A 17,631-nucleotide genomic window follows, 5' to 3' on the forward strand; every position below is an offset into this window, starting at 1 on the left:
GATCCTGATGGCTATGTTAACCTATATAGAAGCAGTAACTCAAGCATTACGTGAAGAAATGAAGAGAGATCAAAAAGTTTTTGTTTTAGGTGAAGATGTAGGAGTACGTGGTGGTGTATTTCGTGCAACAAATGGATTATATGAGGAATTTGGGGAACAACGGGTATTAGATACACCTTTGGCTGAGTCAGCAATCGTTGGTGTGGCTATTGGGGCTGCATTGTATGGAATGAGACCTGTTGCAGAAATTCAATTTGCTGATTTTATCTTTCCTGCGGCAAACCAAATTATTAGTGAAGCGGCAAAAATCCGGTACCGTTCCAATAATGACTGGCATGTTCCTTTAGTGATCCGTGCCCCTTATGGAGGAGGAGTTCATGGGGCCTTATACCACTCACAAAGTGTTGAGGCAGTATTTAGTAATGTACCTGGTCTAAAAATAGTCGCTCCATCTACACCATATGATGTCAAAGGACTTTTAAAATCCGCTATTCGAGATAACGACCCTGTACTATTCTTTGAGCATAAACGTTTATATCGTCTGATTAAAGGAGAAGTACCTGAAGAAGATTATACTTTGCCAATTGGGAAAGCAGAACTGAAGCGAGAAGGTCATGATGTCACAGTCATTACCTATGGTTTAATGGTTCAATATGCCCTTCAAGCTGCTGAAAGTCTTGAGAAAGAAGGTATCAGCATTCATCTTCTAGACTTACGTACTCTTCAACCATTAGATAAAGAAGCAATCATTGAAGCGACAAAACGGACAGGAAAAGTATTAATTATTCATGAAGATAACAAGACTGGTGGAATTGGTGGAGAAGTTTCGGCGATCATTGCTGAAGAAGCTTTATTTGAACTTGATGCACCAATAAAACGTCTGACTGGAATTGATATTCCTGCCATGCCGTATAGTCCACCTTTAGAAAAAGCATTTATGCTGACCCCAGAAAAGATTGCAAAATCAATCAAAGAATTAGCTGAATTTTAAAGGAGGTGGAATAGATGGCAACTAAAGTATTAATGCCTCAGTTAGGCGAAAGTGTCACAGAAGGAACGATCACTAAATGGCTAAAAAAGGTTGGCGAGCAAGTTGCTCTTTATGAGCCTTTATGCGAGGTAGAAACAGATAAAGTTAATGCAGAAGTTCCAGCGACTGTAGCTGGTATAGTGACCGAAATCGCCGTTGAAGAAGGAACAACTATTGCGGTTGGCCATTTAATTTGCTATATCCAAGAAGATGAAGCTATTTCACCTGAATCAATAGATGGTATTGAACAAACTTTAGAAAACCCTGTTCAATCCGAAATAGTCCAGTCTAAAGCCCAGCCAAATGAAAATCAAGGGATAAAACATGCAGGAAAAATTCGCTATTCTCCAGCAGTGATGAGGCTTGCACAAGAAAACAATATTGACTTTACCAGAATAAAAGGAACAGGTTTGGAAGGACGTATTACTAGAAAAGATGTCCTACAATATATTGAAAATAACAATAAGCAGGAAGTATTAAATGATTCACCATCAATGATTGAGTCAGCTGAGTTAACAACTGGATCAAATGTTGATTTTACTTCTCCTATTATACAAACAACTCCTATTTCAAACGGAATTGATCATGGAGATCAGGTAATGAAGGTTAACACTGTAAGGAGAACCATTGCGAAACGAATGGTGCAAAGTAAACATGAGGCTCCTCACGCTTGGTTAACTGTAGAAGCTGATGTAACAGAACTAGTAAATTACCGAAATAGCATCAAGAAAGAACTTATACAAAAAGAAGGATTCAACCTTACCTTTCTACCATTTTTTATTAAAGCGGTCGTTGAATCGATCAAAGAATATCCCATTTTAAATTCAGTATGGGACGAAGATCAAATTATTTTAAAGAAAAATATTAATATCTCGATTGCAGTGGCTACAGAGGATGCTTTATTTGTTCCAGTTATCCATGATGCCGATCAAAAAAGTATTTATGGGCTGGCTAAGCAAATTGATCAATTAGTTAAAAAGACCAAAGCTGGAAAATTAACGATGGATGATATGCAAGGTGGAACCTTTACAGTGAATAATACTGGAGCGATAGGATCTGTTTTATCAGCACCGATTATTAATCATCCCCAAGCAGGGATTATTACGATGGAATCTATTGTAAAAAGGCCAGTAGTGATTGAGGATATGCTTGCAATTCGTTCTATGGTAAATCTTTGTATGTCGTTCGATCATCGAATTATAGATGGGTTCATTGCAGGTCGCTTCATTCAGAATGTAAAATCAAAGCTAGAATCGTTAGGGAAAAATAAGGTTTCCATTTATTAGTAGGATTGGTTATATGCAAAAGGATAGCAATTTGTCTGCTATCCTTTTTGTTGTGTCTTAAGCTTTACTTAAATTCTCACTAACTGGTGATTTTTCCTCAACAGATAAAGATTGAGCACTACCTCGTGGAATGATGAACCATGCCGTGATAAGTGCCAAAAAGGAGAGGACAAAGGCTGTCCACATCGTGTTATGAATCGAATTTGCTAAGAAAGTAGCCATCCGATCTAAGATATCTGGAGGAATCAAAGCGGCTTGGTCTCCTTCAAAAACACCTTGAGATTGTTCAATTTGCTGTAGTAATTCTGTAGGTAGCTTACCCTGATTTTGTAGAATAAAGAATTCTACTTGTGGCTTCATATTCATCGTTAAAACAGATCCGAGAATGGTCACACCAAGCGTTGCACCAATACTTCTTGCAAACATTTGGCTTGATGTTGCTAGTCCACGCTGTTCAAAAGTAACAGCACTCTGGACGGCAACAGCAAATGTAGTCATCGCTAATCCAAGTCCACCACCTAAGATGAACATCGAAACAAGAACATAAACATAAGATGTATTGACACCTACTTGTGCAAGCATGAAACCAGAAATTGTCATTAAAGAGGCGCCAAACAAAATCGGTAATCGATAACCATTCTTAAGAATCAGGCGACTAGCAACAATGGAGAAAAGACTCCAACCAATCACTTGGGGAGTGATACTAAGTCCAGCTTGTGTAGCACTTGTTCCGAGAACACCTTGAACATATAACGGAACGAACTGGATAGAGCCAAACATTCCAATCCCCATTAAGAAAGCTGTGAGATTGCTTGAACCAATGATTTTAATCTTAAAAAGGGATAATGGAATAAAAGGTTCTTTTGCTTTTTGTTCCACATAGATAAATAGAACAAGTAAGATAAGTGATAACCCAAAGAATGAATCCGTGATGATATGAAACCAACCGTAACGGCTAACAAGCAATGTACCATAAAGGAACATTACAATACTTGTGGAAAGCAAGGTTACGCCAAGAATATCAATTTTATGGGTATGTTTAGTCGTCTTCTGTTTGGGGAGAAAAATCGCAACTAATGTAATGACCAATATTCCAATCGGAAGATTTAAATAAAAAAGCCATCTCCAGGAGAAGTGATCTACAATAAAACCACCAATAAAAGGACCTATAATAGCAGATAATCCCCATATGCTTGAAAACAATCCTTGAACCTTTGCTCTTTGTTCTAGTGTGAACATGTCTCCAGCAATTGTCAATGCAAGGGGGAGAACACCACCAGCGCCTAATCCTTGGATTCCTCTAAATAAAACCAATTGAACCATTGTATTTGCTTGTCCACTTAATGCGGAACCTAGCACAAACAATGTCACTGCAATAATAAACATCACCTTACGTCCATACATATCTGCCAATTTACCATAAATCGGCACAGTTGTTGTATTGGTCAACATAAAGGCTGAAAATACCCAGCTATATAATGAAAAACCACCTAAAGCACCAACAATCGTCGGCATTGCTGCATTGACAATGGTGGCCTCCATTGCTGCAAGGAACATGCCAATCATGATTGCAAATGTTAGAATCTTACGCTGATAAGAAGACATAGATAACCTCCATTTCTAAAAGTAAAAATACAATATATTATTATGTGCTTTTTCTGGCTAAACATCAATAATCAAAGGTTTTTAAAACAGCATATCCCATCGTAATAAATTTTATAGATAAAAAAGAAGATTTCCCAAGTAACTGGAAAATCTTTAAACCCACTATGATTCATTAACGAATCGTATATGTTTGATGACTTCAAGAAATGTTGGGAGTACTTTATCTACGTTTCTTTGGAAGTATCGGAACTTAACAATCGTTCCTTGGTTCTTATCGTGTTGATAAAAAAAGAAATCGTTCCTGACCCCATTCTCATTAATTGTTGAAAATAGATATTCATCGAATATCATGAGATTTTTATCTTTTGTGAGAGGTGATCTAACTAATTCCTCTATAGCAAATTCTTCGGCTATTTCTCTATTGACTATGTTAGAATCAATGGGACGTATAGAAATAAATTCAGCAATACTAAACCCAAATTCATTACCATCTTCAAACATATTTTCTTTTAGTATTTTCGGAACATATAAACCATATGAAGTAAATTTAACTTTTTTAAATTCGGCAGGTTCTATTTTTCCCTCAATGGTGATATTAATACTTTTTTCTCCATTGTATGCCGCATAATCAAATAGTTTTTGTTTCATCATTTCATTTTCTATGTTTTTTTCTTCTATTTTTACTTTCTTTGTTTCTTCTATTGATTCTTTAGGTTTTTGATTTATCTCTTTTTGTTCAAAACTACCATTTTGACAACCAACTAAAAAATGAAAAATAGAATAAATACTAACTTTTTCACATAAATACCTCCTCTAGAATAATTTACATGAAAGAAGACCAAGTGTAAAGTAACACTGGTCTTCTTTCGTTATGATTATTAAATTAATTATATGTTTCTACGTGAAAATGATCATCGTGAACACCACTAGTATCCACTACAATTTTTGAACTACTTACTCCATGATTTGTTTTGAAAATAACCTTTTGTACATTTGAATGTGCTACGGCAACTTCAAGAAACGTCTTTTCCTCAGTGGTTGTCATTGGCGCATTTCGAATATCAATGATTTTTCCGTTCATATGAGTTTGGTGTTCGGGTGTATCAGCCCCATCGATTAAGGAACAATCATTAACTTCAATTTTCTTGTTTGTTTTTTGGTAAAAACTGTAACCTAAGTCATAAAGAGTATCTCTCGTTGTACTTGTTACCCAACTATGATCAAGCATATATTTACTATCACTACTCAAACCGGTTGAGGTATCATTATAGTTAATATATGCTGAGGTTGAACGAAATACTCTAACCCATCCCTTAGGTGAAACCCCAATCACAGCATGCATTGCATTACGTGAACCAGCTCCATAGATCCCATCAGCAGTTAACCCTTCTCTTTTTTGAAAAACTTTTAGATTTTCTTCAGTCGCTGAATCAAAAATAGTTGAGGTATTGTTTTCTAGTGAAGGAGTACCCGTCCATAAATATGAAGGTGTTTTACTGCGATACTCCCTCAGATTTGCTTTTAAGATGGCGACTTGTTCATGATTATCTCCAAGCCGATAAGAACTTTTAAAATTTGTAGTATAGAATTGATTTGAGTAGGTAGTTCCAACTGCCGCAACGTTATTATGTCCATTATCCATTTATAATCATCCTTTCCCTTTTTTAAATTAAACAGAAAGGGTGCAAAGAGTAATGGTTCACCCCTAACCATACTCTTTGTTCTGTCTACTATATAAAGGGGGTTGAATATCAAAAATAACAACTATAGTTTCAAAAAAGGTTGAAAAAAATAAAAAAATCTGATTCAGAAGTTTCTAAATCAGATTTAAATTATAATAAAGTAGGTCTTATCTGTGTGCAAATGTCTTTACATAATTCTATGGTGAAAGGTTTATCAACGTTTACCAAAGGTATGATAATTGCTAATTAAAGTTAAATATATAGAAGGATTTTATTTATTTTATAAGAATACATGAATATACTGGTAAAAGAGGTGATCTTAAATAATGAGAAATTTTATTGTTAAAGGTTTATTAGGATTTTTATGGAGTGCTTTGTTAAGTATCATCACAATGCTAGTCATATGGATTATTTTCAAAGATAAGAAGGACATTGGAACAATTGCCATGTACTTTTTTTATACTTCCTTTATTTATTTGGCTATTGGAATAGCAAATACAATAGGAACCTATAGAGCAAGAGGGGATTTTAATTACCAACAAGCTAGAACGATTTCGAGCCAATCAGGCCTTGAACGGTCAAGAGAAGATATATTAGCAATAAGTAAATTCTATCGTTTATCTTCCATAATGTATACTGTTGGCTTAATTTTATTTTTAACTAGTTATTTTATCCTATCTGGGTATGAACCAAACTTGTCAAAACTAAAACCACCATTGCCAACAGTTACGGTTAATGAAAGGGAAATACCTGTGACACTAAGAGATTATTCAGTTCGCCAATATGGGATGGAATATCGTAATGTAGAACTTTCAACAGAAGAGATAGCTAAAAGTATAATTCCAACGAAAGTTGATCCTCATTCCAAATTAGTTGTTAAATTCAATGAAGAACCAAAGCGGATTTTTATAGGTCAATTAAATCAACCTTTTGGATTAGATAGAATGGTTGAAAATATGGTGTTTCTTTCAAAAGAAGAAGGAAAATATATTTACGAACTCCATGTAGAATGGGACGAAAAGAATGCCAATTATGTTCTTGTTGTTCAAATAGATAGTAGTAAATAATAGGACTTGGAAAGGATCCAAGCCCTTGAAAAATTAACCAGCTGCACGACAATTTCCATCAGATGTACAGAATTGGTAGCCCGGTAAGGTTGAACTATCTGTGTAATAAATCAAATTTGAATCAACTTCAAATAGATAGAGACTACTAATGTTACCGTAACCTTTAATAGCCCCTTCAGTACAATAGTCTGTGATTGCTCCTCCAAAATGAGGCCAGCCTCCACAAATAAATCGTTCTCCACAATCACATTGGTACCAACCTACTAAAGAATCGATTTCTTGACCAGTATCAGCATCAACCACAGAACAGTCTCCTCTTGACAACATTTTATGATTTCCATAGATAGGACATGGTGCAATAGCCATTTTAGATCATCCTTTCCCTTTTTATTTTCCAACAGAAGGAGTATAAAGAGTAATGGTTCACCCCTAACCATACTCTTTGTTCTGTCTATTATATAAAGGGGATTGAAAGTCAAAAATAACAACCATAGTTTCAAAAAAGATTGAAAAAAATAAAAAAATCTGATTCAGAAGTTTCCAAATCAGATTTAAATTATAATAAAGTAGGTCTTATTTGTATGCAAATGTCTTTACATAATTCTACGGTGAAATTCTTCAAAGTCGGGCACCTCATCTAACTTATATTTTTTTGCTGTTAAAAAAATCTTCAAAAATAGTTCTTGTCGAAGATCTTCTCTATCGTTATAATTGGCTTGGTTTAATAAACGATTGACTTTTGGCTCTAATTGATGAATAAATTTGATTAAAGACGAATCGTTTCCATCTTGGACTTCTCTTATCAATTGATATAACTCGCTCAACCTATTCACCTACCCGATGTATATTCCCGGATAGCTTGTCCCAGTTGATCGATACTTTGTCTTAAGGTATCAATTTTCTTTTCAAACCGTATTAACAAATAAATAGCGATTACGATAGGGAAGCCAACATTGCCAATAGCATTATACCATTCGCTTGCTTCGTTCATGTTCTCACCCCCATGGCTTTTCTAATCTTTTCTAATGCAGTCTTTCTTGTTTTGGAAACAGCTTGTTGGGATACATTTAGCACCATTGCAATCTCGACATCTTTTAGCAATTTGACAAAGGAGAGGTAAAGGATTTTTTGTTGATGATTCGTAAGCTGTTTAAAAGCTTGATATAGATGATCGTCGGATAAATAGGAATCCAACGAATCTAACCCATCTATATCTTCTAAACTAATGGTTTCTGTATCTGCAATCGTATCAAGTAATGTGGTTTCACGATCATTACCGATAGGTTGTTCAAGGATCAATGCTTCCCTTTTATGGTGTTGGGACCGTTTTTTACTAAATGTGATGGCTTCGAAATATAGAATCTGATTAAGATAAACCTTAAAACGATATTCGAAATAAAATTCTTTAAACAATTGATTCAGCGATTCTGTATAGTATTTGTCGTTGAAGAGAGATAAAACAAAAACATTCAGATGAATTTCTTCTTCAAGAAAACGTGAAAAGAGATGATTTTGGTTGAATTCTGGATTTTTTATTAGATAATAGTCTAGTTTTTGTTTTAAAAAGGGAAAACGATTTAACTTGAAAAACTTCTTTTTAATGTTAATTTCTTTCGCTTCTAAGTATTCATGGTAAATCTTAATTCCAATCGTTTCGATATCAGATGCAATGAATATGGGATTGTTATTGTCCGAAGGGATAGGTTGAATTTGATTAAAATACACTAACTCTTCAATGTCTACAAAATCTTTTATTGGTAATTCTGGATGGGAAAAATATCCTTTAATTGTATAAAAATCCTTTTTCATATTCATTTCACCTCCAATATAAGGGAAAATATCCTTTTATTTATTTCTATCATAGATGTTTATATATATTAAAGAGTCATTAGAATGAAAAAATACAACCATTCGTCGAACAAATTTGAAAAACAGTTCTATTTTACATTGTCAGAGGAAGTAGGGAAAAATATTTATGGAAATACAAAAAATGGAATATTATAAGATTGTTGTTGGATACTAGCAAATCTTAGATTCTTATTACTCATAATTGTTTTTACCTCGTTTGAACAATGGGGAGATTTTGGAAAGAAATATTTACCAAATCAATATTTGCCATTATATAATTACATAACCATGGATGATAACATAGATTTTAAAAAAGAATCTTTAATCTTTCTAAGTTCTGTTGGTGCAAAAACTTGGTATAATCTATCTTTAGCGTCAGTAAAAAAATACTAATCGTTAATAATGAACTAAACTAAGTAATTTGGAAAATATTTATCAGAATGATAAGGATTCAAAGGTGAACAGAATCTCAAAATTAACAAACTGGACATAAATAAAGATGTCCAGTTAGCTAACATAGTTGGGTATAATTTTCCGATAAAAACTTCAGTCCAATTTTGAATATTGAAATGAAGTTTCTAAACGATCAAAATTATTTATTAACTTAAACTAGTAAATCTACCGCGGCTAGTGGTATTTGATCCATTTTTGTCAACTGGGGAGGAAAATACTCCTAAATAATTTGGAATATCTGTTTCGTACTGATATATTTCAGAACCAGTGTAATAATTTCCACTACTCCATGCAATGGTTTGCCATTCTTTTGTAACTCCCCACCTATTATGCATATATTCTACAACACTTTTACTTCCATAAATTCCGGTAGACCACTTATAACCGTTCATATTATAAAATTCATTCATTGCATCTGATATCCCATGAAAATAGTTGTCTACATTAGTTAGATAATTATTCATATCAGCATCAACAGCAAAATAAATGTTCCGTCCATCTTAAACCATCCTTTCCTTTTTATAATTGAACAGATGGAATGTCCATTATGACGTAATCAACGATAAACTAATAGCAACTGTTGGTGCACAGATTTCACCAATTAGATTTATTGGAAAAATACGATTATAATGGTAAAATGTATAAGAACAAATCGATTAGGTTTGAATCCTTATCCAATTAGACTAGACTTAGAATAAGTTCCTCATCTAACAATCAATAAAACTGGACATAAGATAATATGTGCCCAGTTTTTTTTTAATGGTCTTATGCCTCATTTTATAGGCGCATTATACATAAATTGAAGCAAAAATTGTGAAAATTTGCTTATTTTATAGAAATAAAGAGTAACCATCTGGTAAAATGTTCTATAATGAAAGGGTGTCATTACGAAAAGTTCATTCAAAGAATGGTTGGGCATTAACGTGTTAGCAAAAAAAAGAAAATGAAATGGGAGATGGGTAAATTGTTGAAAAAACTCTCGGTGTTATTGCTTTTCCTTCTTGTTATAGGTTGTTCTAACTCCTCTGACGAACAATCAGCAATGCAACTGGCAAAAGAATTTAAAATGATTCAGTATGAGATTACGGACTATACTCATATTAGTGACCTAACAGAATACCAGAAAAATATATTGGAAAAATTAAAGCCTTATCTTACCGAGGAGGAATACCAAGATTTTTCGGCTAATCGACTAGCTGGGATTGTTCCTTCTATAGCTCAAAAATATAAAACCAATATTCATGTTGAAGATATAACATTTACTAAAAACCAAGAAAACAAAGAAAAAGGAACAATAGGATTTAGTTACACAATCACATTAAAGTCATCTGGAGAAATCAATAAAACTATTGTAGAAAAAGGAAAAATGATTTTGACCAAAACAGCAGAAGGTTGGTTAATTAGCAATGATTCAAGCGAACATAGCCTCTTAAGGGGAATTAACAAATAAAAGACTTGGATTTCTCCAAGTCTTTTATTTGTTGTTATCGACATACTCCGTCTGATGTACAAAAACGATATCCTTCTATTGTTGATTGAGTTGTATTCCAAACTAAATTCTTATCGACCTGGAATAACATTTGGCCACCAATATTTCCATAGCCCTTTATAGCACCTTCAGTACAATAATCACCTATAGCTCCACCAAAATGAGGCCAACCTTCACATAGGACACGTTCTCCACAATCACATCTGTACCAACCAACTAGAGTAGGAATTTCTTGTCCAGTATTAGCATCAACGGCAGAACAATCTCCTTTTGATATCATTCTGTGAATCCCGTATATTGGACATGGCGCAATTGACATTCAAAATCATCCTTTCTCTTTTTTATATTGAACAGAAGGGGGGCAAAGAGTAACGGTTCACCCCTAACCACACTCTTTGTTCTGTCTACTATAAAAAGGGGAACGAAAATCAAAAATAACAACCATAGGTTGTAAAAATTTAATAAAAATCAATTAAAATTGCTTGTGAGTTTATTACGTATATTTAAATTACACTGGTTTAAATTAAAAATCGACTTACATGAATGGTCGGAGATCGCCATACTGATTGAAAATTGGTTTACAGAACTTTCTTTATAATAATGTCCATTATGACGTAATCAACGATAAACTAATAGCAACTGTTGGTGCACAGATTTCACCAATTAGATTTATTGGAAAAATACGATTATAATGGTAAAATGTATAAGAACAAATCGATTAGGTTTGAATCCTTATCCAATTAGACTAGACTTAGAATAAGTTCCTCATCTAACAATCAATAAAACTGGACATAAGATAATATGTGCCCAGTTTTTTTTAATGGTCTTCTTCCAAAGCTTTGTAAATTGCATTTACAAAATCTAACTTTCCTTCATACTCAGCAATATATGCATCATCATCAGGATTGATTATTTGATAAAATGTCCCTATGGAGAGGTGAATACTATGAGTGAGAGAAAAATAGGCAAACGCATAAAATTTCTTATTTTACTTATTGCAATAGGTTCCTTAACGATTTATATCTTCTATATACAAGGAGTATTTGAGAAAATTTCGTTAGAGAAACAAGAGACGGTTGAAACCAAAGTTGTAAGTAATGATGAACTTTACCAGATTAGGCGAAATCAATATGAATTATCTGATGAGGTAATGCTTAAGAAAACAAGAATTTGGTTAGCAAAAGAAATTCAAATAGGAGCATCCAGAATTGGCTTCAATTTTGATTTTATGACAGACCATCCTGAATACGATTTAATAGAAATTAGTTTTCCAACAACGAAATATATTGATGACGATCAAGTAATTAAGTTTTTTTCTGATAAAGGTGTAATTACGAAAGTTCATTCAGAGGAAGGGTGGATATTAACGTACTAGTAAAAAAATAAAAAAACTTCAATTGAAGTCTTTTCGAAGACGTAGTCTAGTCCTTCTTTTAAGAAAGTTTTTTATGCCGATAGTTCAAGTTTAACCTTTTCTTTAATGCTTTAACGAAGTTAAACCTTCTTACGCGGTAAAAAAGGAATGCTTGGAATATATAGTAAGCATTCCTTTTTGAATATTCGTGATAATTGCTAGGGTGGAAAATACACTACATTACAATCCAACCACTAGATGAATGAACTTTTGTTAGTATGCCTCTACCTGTTACAAATTTAATATCCTCACCTTCATCATTTACGTCAATATATTGTAGAAAAGGATATTTAATTTCAATTAAGTCATACTGTGGGTTATCGTACATGAAGTCATACATTTCGCCCAGCCAACGTTCTCCGTCGGCACTAAGACTATTAAGAATATCTTTTTCACTAGGTACTAAACTTAACCCAAGAGCAACAGCAGATAATGCAACTTGTGCTGGTATAGGGAATCTTACAACAAAGAAAGTTAAAATAGAAGCAAAAAGGCTTAATCCTGATTCTAACTTATTACTGTCGGGATTAAGAATGCCATCAAGCATAATTTCTCTTTGAGCACGTTCGATTTTATACAAATCATCTTTTGAAACAATTACTGTGGAAGTTCCCTCTCGTGTGTTTGCTATAATAAATCATCTCCTTAAATTTATTATAGGACAAATTTTTAATCCGCGGAATTTTATGTCCTATATTATAAAGGGGCTTTAAATTAAAATTTAACAACCTTTTAAAAAATTTTTACGTCTGGAGGTGGGGAAATGTTTTTTATTGGGATCATTTCAATAATAATTTATGTCAGGTTATGCCGTAAGAGCGATCCGGAGAGTAAAGGTCGTGTTGAAGCTGTAGTCAAATACATGAAAAATAATTTTGCAAAGAATCGATACTATATGGATTTAAGAACATAGAACGAATCATTCTGGCAATGGCTTGAGAGGACTGGAAATGCTAAAATTCATGGCACAATTAAAAAATACCGGCTGAAGTATTCAAAATTGAGCGGGAATACTTAAAGCCAGTACCTCAAAGATATAATATTCCTGACCCCATTTTATCGAGGACAGTAAGAAAAGACAATACGATCTGGTATGAAGGCAACCGCTATACAGTTCCTACCGGTACATACAAGCCAGGGCTTGAAGTAGCCATAGAAGTATGTGACGGAAAGCTTTTGATCTATGACGTCATAGACCACAACCTGATTGCAGAGCATTCTATATCCCTTGAGAAGGGCAGACTTTTTTTTAATGGTCTTATGCCTCATTTTATAGGCGCATTATACATAAAAGGAGAGAAAGGTTTGAAAATAAGCTATGATTGGAGTGAGCATAACCTATTAAGAGAAATTAACTAATAAAAAAACATATTCTTTTAGATCATTTCTTTATAGGAATGGTCTTTTTTATTTAATAGTAGAAAAAATTAGAAGGAAATATATAATAAATATTGAATATAAATAATATTATTATTTTTTAGAAAAATCTAAATTGTCTGGAGGGGGAGTAATGGGGGAGGTACTACACTCTGATCCATTTCAAAAATGGAAAGAAAAAACGGAAGAATCGTTGCAAAAATTTCCTGAAAGAAAAAAGGTGTTTGAAACAAGCTCTAAGATTGAACAAGACCGGTTATATGTGCCTGAGGAGATTAATCAATCTTATATAGAAAAACTTGGTTTTCCAGGGGAGTATCCTTATACACGAGGAATCCAACCAACGATGTATCGTGGCAAACTGTGGACGATGAGGCAATATGCTGGTTTCTCTTCTGCTGAAGAATCAAATAAACGATATAAATATCTGCTAGAACAGGGGCAAACAGGCTTAAGCATTGCCTTTGACTTACCTACACAAATTGGTTTTGATTCTGATGATCCTTATGCAAAAGGTGAGGTTGGAAAAGTAGGCGTTGCGATCGATTCCTTGCAAGATATGGAAATTTTGTTTCAGGACATTCCACTAGACAAAGTCAGCACTTCAATGACGATCAATTCTACAGCGGCTATTTTATTAGCTATGTATATCGCTGTAGCAGAAAAACAAGGTGTTTCACCAAATCAATTAACGGGTACGATTCAAAACGACATTCTTAAAGAATATATAGCCCGAGGAACATATATTTTCCCGCCGAAACCGTCGATGCGCCTAATTACAGATATTTTTCAATATTGTTCAATTCATTTACCAAAATGGAACACCATTAGTATCAGTGGTTATCATATTCGTGAAGCTGGCTCTACTGCTGTTCAAGAATTAGCTTTTACTTTGGCAAATGCGATAGCTTATGTAGAAAGTGCTTTAGTAGTTGGCCTACAAATTGATGATTTTGCTCCAAGACTTGCTTTTTTCTTTAATGCTCATAACCATTTTTTTGAAGAAATTGCTAAGTTTAGAGCTGCTCGGAGAATTTGGGCAAGAATCATGAAAAATCGTTTTCATGCTCAAAATCCTAAGTCATTACAACTACGTTTTCATACGCAAACAGCTGGCTCCACTTTAACAGCACAACAGCCGGAAAACAATATTATACGTGTTACCTTGCAAGCCTTAGCTGCAGTTCTTGGTGGAACGCAAAGTTTGCATACCAATTCAAGAGACGAAGCACTGGCCTTGCCAACTGAGGAATCAGCACGTATTGCTCTTCGAACACAGCAAATTATTGGTTATGAATCTGGGGTTACAGATACGGTTGATCCTTTAGGGGGATCTTATTATATTGAGGCTTTAACGGATTCCCTTGAAAAAGAGGTGGAAGCTTACTTACAAAAAATCGATGAAATGGGCGGAGCTGTTGCAGCGATTGAACAAGGGTATATCCAAAGGGAAATTCATAAAGCTGCTTACGAGTACCAACAAGGAATTGAAAATCAGGATATTAAAATCGTTGGCTTAAACACCTTTCAAATTGAAGATGATACAAAACCAGAAATTTATCGTGTCGACCCTTCGATAGCCAAGATTCAAGAACAGAAATTAAAAGAGCTTAGAAGTCAAAGAAACCAAGCGTTAGTAGAAACTAGTTTAAATCATTTGCAGCAAGCTGCAAAAACAGAGGCAAACTTAATGCCATATATTTTGGATGCAGTAAAAGCATATGCAACGATTGGTGAAATTACAAATGTATTAAGAGATGTGTTTGGTACTTATCAATCGCACTAAATGGGGGGAGAAAAAATGAGTAAGCCAATTCGGGTTCTTATTGCAAAGCCTGGATTAGATGGACATGATCGTGGGGCATTAGTTGTGGCACAGGGGTTACGGGATGAAGGGATGGAAGTCATTTATTCTGGATTAAGGCAAACTCCAGCACAAATCGTTTCCACCGCCATTCAAGAAGATGTCGATTGTATTGGTTTATCCATTCTATCAGGAGCTCATAACGAGCTGTTCCCTGAAGTAACTAGTCTGCTCAAACAAAATCAAGCAGAAGATATTTTTGTAATTGGTGGAGGCGTTATTCCTGAGGAGGACATTCCTTACTTGTTAGAGCAAGGGATTAAAAGTGTTTTTACACCGGGAACACCAATCAAAGAGATTGCACAATGCATTAGAGAAAATGTAGGGTTCAAGCAACAGAAAAAAATTCAAATTAATAAAATAGATCATATTGGTATTGCTGTAAATAATCTAGATTCTACTATTCACTTATTTAAAGATGTTTTAGGTTTGAAAATGGTGGGAACTGAAGAAGTTCCTTCTGAAGGAGTCAAGGTCGCATTCTTTGAAATTGGTAATCTTCATTTAGAATTGTTAGAAGCGACTCATTCAGATAGTCCAATCTATAAATATATAGAGAAAAAAGGTGAAGGCATTCACCATTTGGCCTTTGAGGTGGATCAGATTACTGAACAATTTGCTACATTAAACCAGCTAGGTATTCCTTCATTGCAAAATGAGCCGAAACTCGGTGCCCATGATAGAAAGGTAGGATTTATCCATCCAAAAGCAACATCTAAAGTGCTTATTGAATTGTGTGAAAAGGAGTAAGGGGGAGGAACAATGTTAAATAAAATAGAAGAATTGGATGTAAGAAAAAGAAAAGTAGAATTAGGTGGCGGAGAAAAAAGAATTGAGTCTCAACATGCTAAAGGCAAGTTAACGGCAAGAGAACGAATTTCCATTTTATTAGATGAAGATTCTTTTGTAGAATTAAACCCTTTTATTGAACATCGTGGCACACATTTTGGGCTGGATAAATTAGAAGCGCCAGGAGAAGGCGTGGTAACAGGGTATGGTAAAGTTCATGGTCGTGGAGTTTATGTATTTGCTCAAGACTTTACTGTATTTGGCGGTGCTTTAGGGGAAATGCATTCAAAAAAGATCACCAATATCATGGATTTAGCTGCTAAAAATGGTTGTCCTGTCATTGGGCTTAATGATTCAGGTGGGGCTAGAATTCAAGAAGGGGTTGTTTCCTTAGATGCATATGGACAGATCTTCTATCGAAACTCCATTTATTCAGGTGTTATTCCTCAAATATCGGTCATCATGGGGCCAAGTGCTGGTGGTGCCGTTTATTCACCAGCAATTACTGACTTTGTCTTTATGGTTGAAAAAACAAGCCAAATGTTTATTACTGGGCCAAAAGTGATCGAAACGGTTACAGGTGAAAAAATCACTTCTGAAGAATTAGGAGGTGCAAGGGTTCATTCTACAATAAGTGGGAATGCTCATTTTACCTCACCCTCAGAACCTGAAGTACTAGAAAGTGTAAGAAGATTACTTAGCTTCCTACCACAAAATAATTTAGAAGATCCACCAAGAGTTTATGCAAAAGAGGACGATGGATGGTGTGAAGAATTGTTAGATGTGGTTCCAATAGAAGGAACGAAAGTCTATGATATACGCAATGTCATTCATTTAATTGTAGATGAAGGTGACTTTATGGAAGTCCATGAGAACTTTGCCAAAAATATCGTTGTTGGCTTTGCACGTATAGCTGGGCAAAGTGTTGGCATTGTAGCGAATCAGCCAAAAATGATGGCTGGTGGGCTAGATATTGACTCTTCAGATAAATTATCAAGATTTGTGCGGTTTTGTGATGCATTTAACATCCCTATTATTACATTAGTCGATGTCACTGGATTTTTCCCAGGCGTTATGCAGGAACATCGGGGAATTATTCGTCATGGTGCAAAGATTTTATATGCTTATTCAGAAGCAACCGTACCTAAGATTACAGTAATTGTACGTAAAGCCTTTGGTGGAGCCTATGTAGCACTAAATAGTAAATCTATCGGTGCAGATTTGGTTTATAGTTGGCCAAATGCAGAGATTGCCGTGATGGGGCCAGAAGGGGCGGCAAACATTATCTTTAGTAAAGAAATTAATGAGAGTGAGGACCCTCTCACAACAAGAGCACAAAAAATTGCCGAATATCGAGAAAAATTTGCCAATCCTTATGTGGCGGCATCAATGGGAATGGTTGATGACGTGATCGACCCAAGAGCAACGAGGAAAATATTAAAGCAATCTTTAGAGATGTTAAAGAATAAGCGGGAAACAAGACCTCCTAAAAAACATGGAAATATTCCATTATAAAGGTGGTGAAATTGATGAGAAACAAAACAAATAAAAGTTTATATCCAACCACAATGTTTATAACTGGGCCAAGAGATCAATCAACATGGAGAACACATAGTAGGCATCAACACCTACAAGAACGGAAAATGCTTTTTCAGAATGAAATCGTTAGACCACAATGGTTTTTAAAACACCTCCATGATAAAATGATAGGGATGAGAAGTTAAATT

At 34.6% G+C, this 17,631-nt stretch carries 20 protein-coding genes; 10 read left to right on the forward strand and 10 right to left on the reverse strand.

Annotation, left to right across the window (positions count from 1 at the left end; genetic code table 11):
* Positions 1-7: 7 nt before the first annotated feature.
* Together U473_RS04225 and U473_RS04230 are read left to right on the forward strand one after the other, a co-directional pair.
* Positions 8-991: an alpha-ketoacid dehydrogenase subunit beta gene (locus tag U473_RS04225; RefSeq protein WP_068723678.1), complete on the forward strand. Its 984-nt coding sequence runs from the start codon at positions 8-10 to the stop codon at positions 989-991.
* A gap of 14 nt (positions 992-1,005) precedes the next feature.
* Entirely contained in the window at positions 1,006-2,316 is a 1,311-nt protein-coding gene (locus U473_RS04230) for a dihydrolipoamide acetyltransferase family protein (protein WP_068723680.1), read from the forward strand.
* A gap of 57 nt (positions 2,317-2,373) precedes the next feature.
* Here the strand turns inward: U473_RS04230 and U473_RS04235 are convergent, their stop codons facing one another.
* The 3 genes from U473_RS04235 to U473_RS04245 all read right to left on the reverse strand — a co-directional run bounded on the left by U473_RS04235 (position 2,374) and on the right by U473_RS04245 (position 5,563).
* The gene (locus tag U473_RS04235) at positions 2,374-3,921 is read right to left on the reverse strand and encodes an MDR family MFS transporter (RefSeq protein WP_068723682.1); all 1,548 of its coding nucleotides are present in this window, start codon (positions 3,919-3,921) and stop codon (positions 2,374-2,376) included.
* Positions 3,922-4,083: 162 nt separating this feature from the next.
* A complete protein-coding gene (locus U473_RS04240; RefSeq protein ID WP_153011991.1) occupies positions 4,084-4,569 on the reverse strand; it encodes a hypothetical protein in 486 nt (161 codons plus the stop codon).
* A gap of 235 nt (positions 4,570-4,804) precedes the next feature.
* Positions 4,805-5,563, reverse strand: a complete 759-nt coding sequence (locus tag U473_RS04245; protein WP_068723688.1) for a peptidoglycan-binding protein — start codon at positions 5,561-5,563, stop codon at positions 4,805-4,807.
* A 366-nt stretch (positions 5,564-5,929) separates the two neighbouring features.
* On the opposite strand from U473_RS04245, the gene U473_RS04250 reads away from it, so the two are divergent.
* A complete protein-coding gene (locus tag U473_RS04250) occupies positions 5,930-6,670 on the forward strand; it encodes a hypothetical protein (RefSeq protein WP_068723690.1) in 741 nt (246 codons plus the stop codon).
* Positions 6,671-6,703: 33 nt separating this feature from the next.
* On the opposite strand, the gene U473_RS04255 is transcribed toward U473_RS04250, so the two are convergent.
* From U473_RS04255 to U473_RS04270, 5 genes are all read right to left on the reverse strand, one after another.
* A complete protein-coding gene (locus tag U473_RS04255) occupies positions 6,704-7,036 on the reverse strand; it encodes a hypothetical protein (RefSeq protein ID WP_068723693.1) in 333 nt (110 codons plus the stop codon).
* A gap of 227 nt (positions 7,037-7,263) precedes the next feature.
* Positions 7,264-7,494: a hypothetical protein gene (locus U473_RS04260; protein ID WP_068723695.1), complete on the reverse strand. Its 231-nt coding sequence runs from the start codon at positions 7,492-7,494 to the stop codon at positions 7,264-7,266.
* 5 nt (positions 7,495-7,499) lie between these two features.
* Positions 7,500-7,661: a YvrJ family protein gene (locus U473_RS14150; protein ID WP_082732368.1), complete on the reverse strand. Its 162-nt coding sequence runs from the start codon at positions 7,659-7,661 to the stop codon at positions 7,500-7,502.
* Positions 7,658-8,479, reverse strand: coding sequence for a sigma-70 family RNA polymerase sigma factor (locus U473_RS04265; RefSeq protein WP_068723698.1), 822 nt, complete (start codon positions 8,477-8,479; stop codon positions 7,658-7,660). The genes U473_RS14150 and U473_RS04265 overlap by 4 nt, the downstream gene beginning before the upstream one ends.
* A 638-nt stretch (positions 8,480-9,117) precedes the next feature.
* The gene (locus tag U473_RS04270; protein WP_268807451.1) at positions 9,118-9,459 is read right to left on the reverse strand and encodes a glycoside hydrolase domain-containing protein; all 342 of its coding nucleotides are present in this window, start codon (positions 9,457-9,459) and stop codon (positions 9,118-9,120) included.
* Positions 9,460-9,935: 476 nt separating this feature from the next.
* Between U473_RS04270 and U473_RS04275 the strand changes: the two genes are divergently transcribed.
* A complete protein-coding gene (locus U473_RS04275) occupies positions 9,936-10,421 on the forward strand; it encodes a hypothetical protein (RefSeq protein ID WP_068723703.1) in 486 nt (161 codons plus the stop codon).
* A gap of 34 nt (positions 10,422-10,455) precedes the next feature.
* Here the strand turns inward: U473_RS04275 and U473_RS04280 are convergent, their stop codons facing one another.
* The gene (locus tag U473_RS04280) at positions 10,456-10,779 is read right to left on the reverse strand and encodes a hypothetical protein (protein ID WP_068723706.1); all 324 of its coding nucleotides are present in this window, start codon (positions 10,777-10,779) and stop codon (positions 10,456-10,458) included.
* A gap of 627 nt (positions 10,780-11,406) precedes the next feature.
* On the opposite strand from U473_RS04280, the gene U473_RS04285 reads away from it, so the two are divergent.
* Entirely contained in the window at positions 11,407-11,835 is a 429-nt protein-coding gene (locus U473_RS04285; RefSeq protein ID WP_068723708.1) for a hypothetical protein, read from the forward strand.
* A gap of 214 nt (positions 11,836-12,049) precedes the next feature.
* Here U473_RS04285 and U473_RS04290 read toward each other — a convergent pair whose 3' ends face one another.
* Positions 12,050-12,454 carry a hypothetical protein gene (locus U473_RS04290; protein WP_068723710.1) on the reverse strand — a complete coding sequence of 135 codons (405 nt, stop codon included), beginning with the start codon at positions 12,452-12,454 and terminating at the stop codon, positions 12,050-12,052.
* 473 nt (positions 12,455-12,927) lie between these two features.
* Between U473_RS04290 and U473_RS15640 the strand changes: the two genes are divergently transcribed.
* From U473_RS15640 to U473_RS04310, 5 genes are all read left to right on the forward strand, one after another.
* The gene (locus tag U473_RS15640; RefSeq protein WP_407701946.1) at positions 12,928-13,233 is read left to right on the forward strand and encodes a Mu transposase domain-containing protein; all 306 of its coding nucleotides are present in this window, start codon (positions 12,928-12,930) and stop codon (positions 13,231-13,233) included.
* Positions 13,234-13,384: 151 nt separating this feature from the next.
* Positions 13,385-15,037 carry an acyl-CoA mutase large subunit family protein gene (locus U473_RS04295; protein ID WP_068723713.1) on the forward strand — a complete coding sequence of 551 codons (1,653 nt, stop codon included), beginning with the start codon at positions 13,385-13,387 and terminating at the stop codon, positions 15,035-15,037.
* A gap of 15 nt (positions 15,038-15,052) precedes the next feature.
* Positions 15,053-15,865, forward strand: coding sequence for a methylmalonyl-CoA epimerase (gene mce, locus U473_RS04300; protein WP_068723715.1), 813 nt, complete (start codon positions 15,053-15,055; stop codon positions 15,863-15,865).
* Between the two features lie 12 nt (positions 15,866-15,877).
* The gene (locus U473_RS04305) at positions 15,878-17,419 is read left to right on the forward strand and encodes an acyl-CoA carboxylase subunit beta (protein ID WP_068723718.1); all 1,542 of its coding nucleotides are present in this window, start codon (positions 15,878-15,880) and stop codon (positions 17,417-17,419) included.
* Between the two features lie 14 nt (positions 17,420-17,433).
* Entirely contained in the window at positions 17,434-17,628 is a 195-nt protein-coding gene (locus U473_RS04310) for a hypothetical protein (RefSeq protein ID WP_068723720.1), read from the forward strand.
* Positions 17,629-17,631: the final 3 nt, after the last annotated feature.

The sequence above is a fragment of the Tepidibacillus decaturensis genome (assembly GCF_001561915.1).
Lineage (GTDB): Bacteria > Bacillota > Bacilli > Tepidibacillales > Tepidibacillaceae > Tepidibacillus_B > Tepidibacillus_B infernus.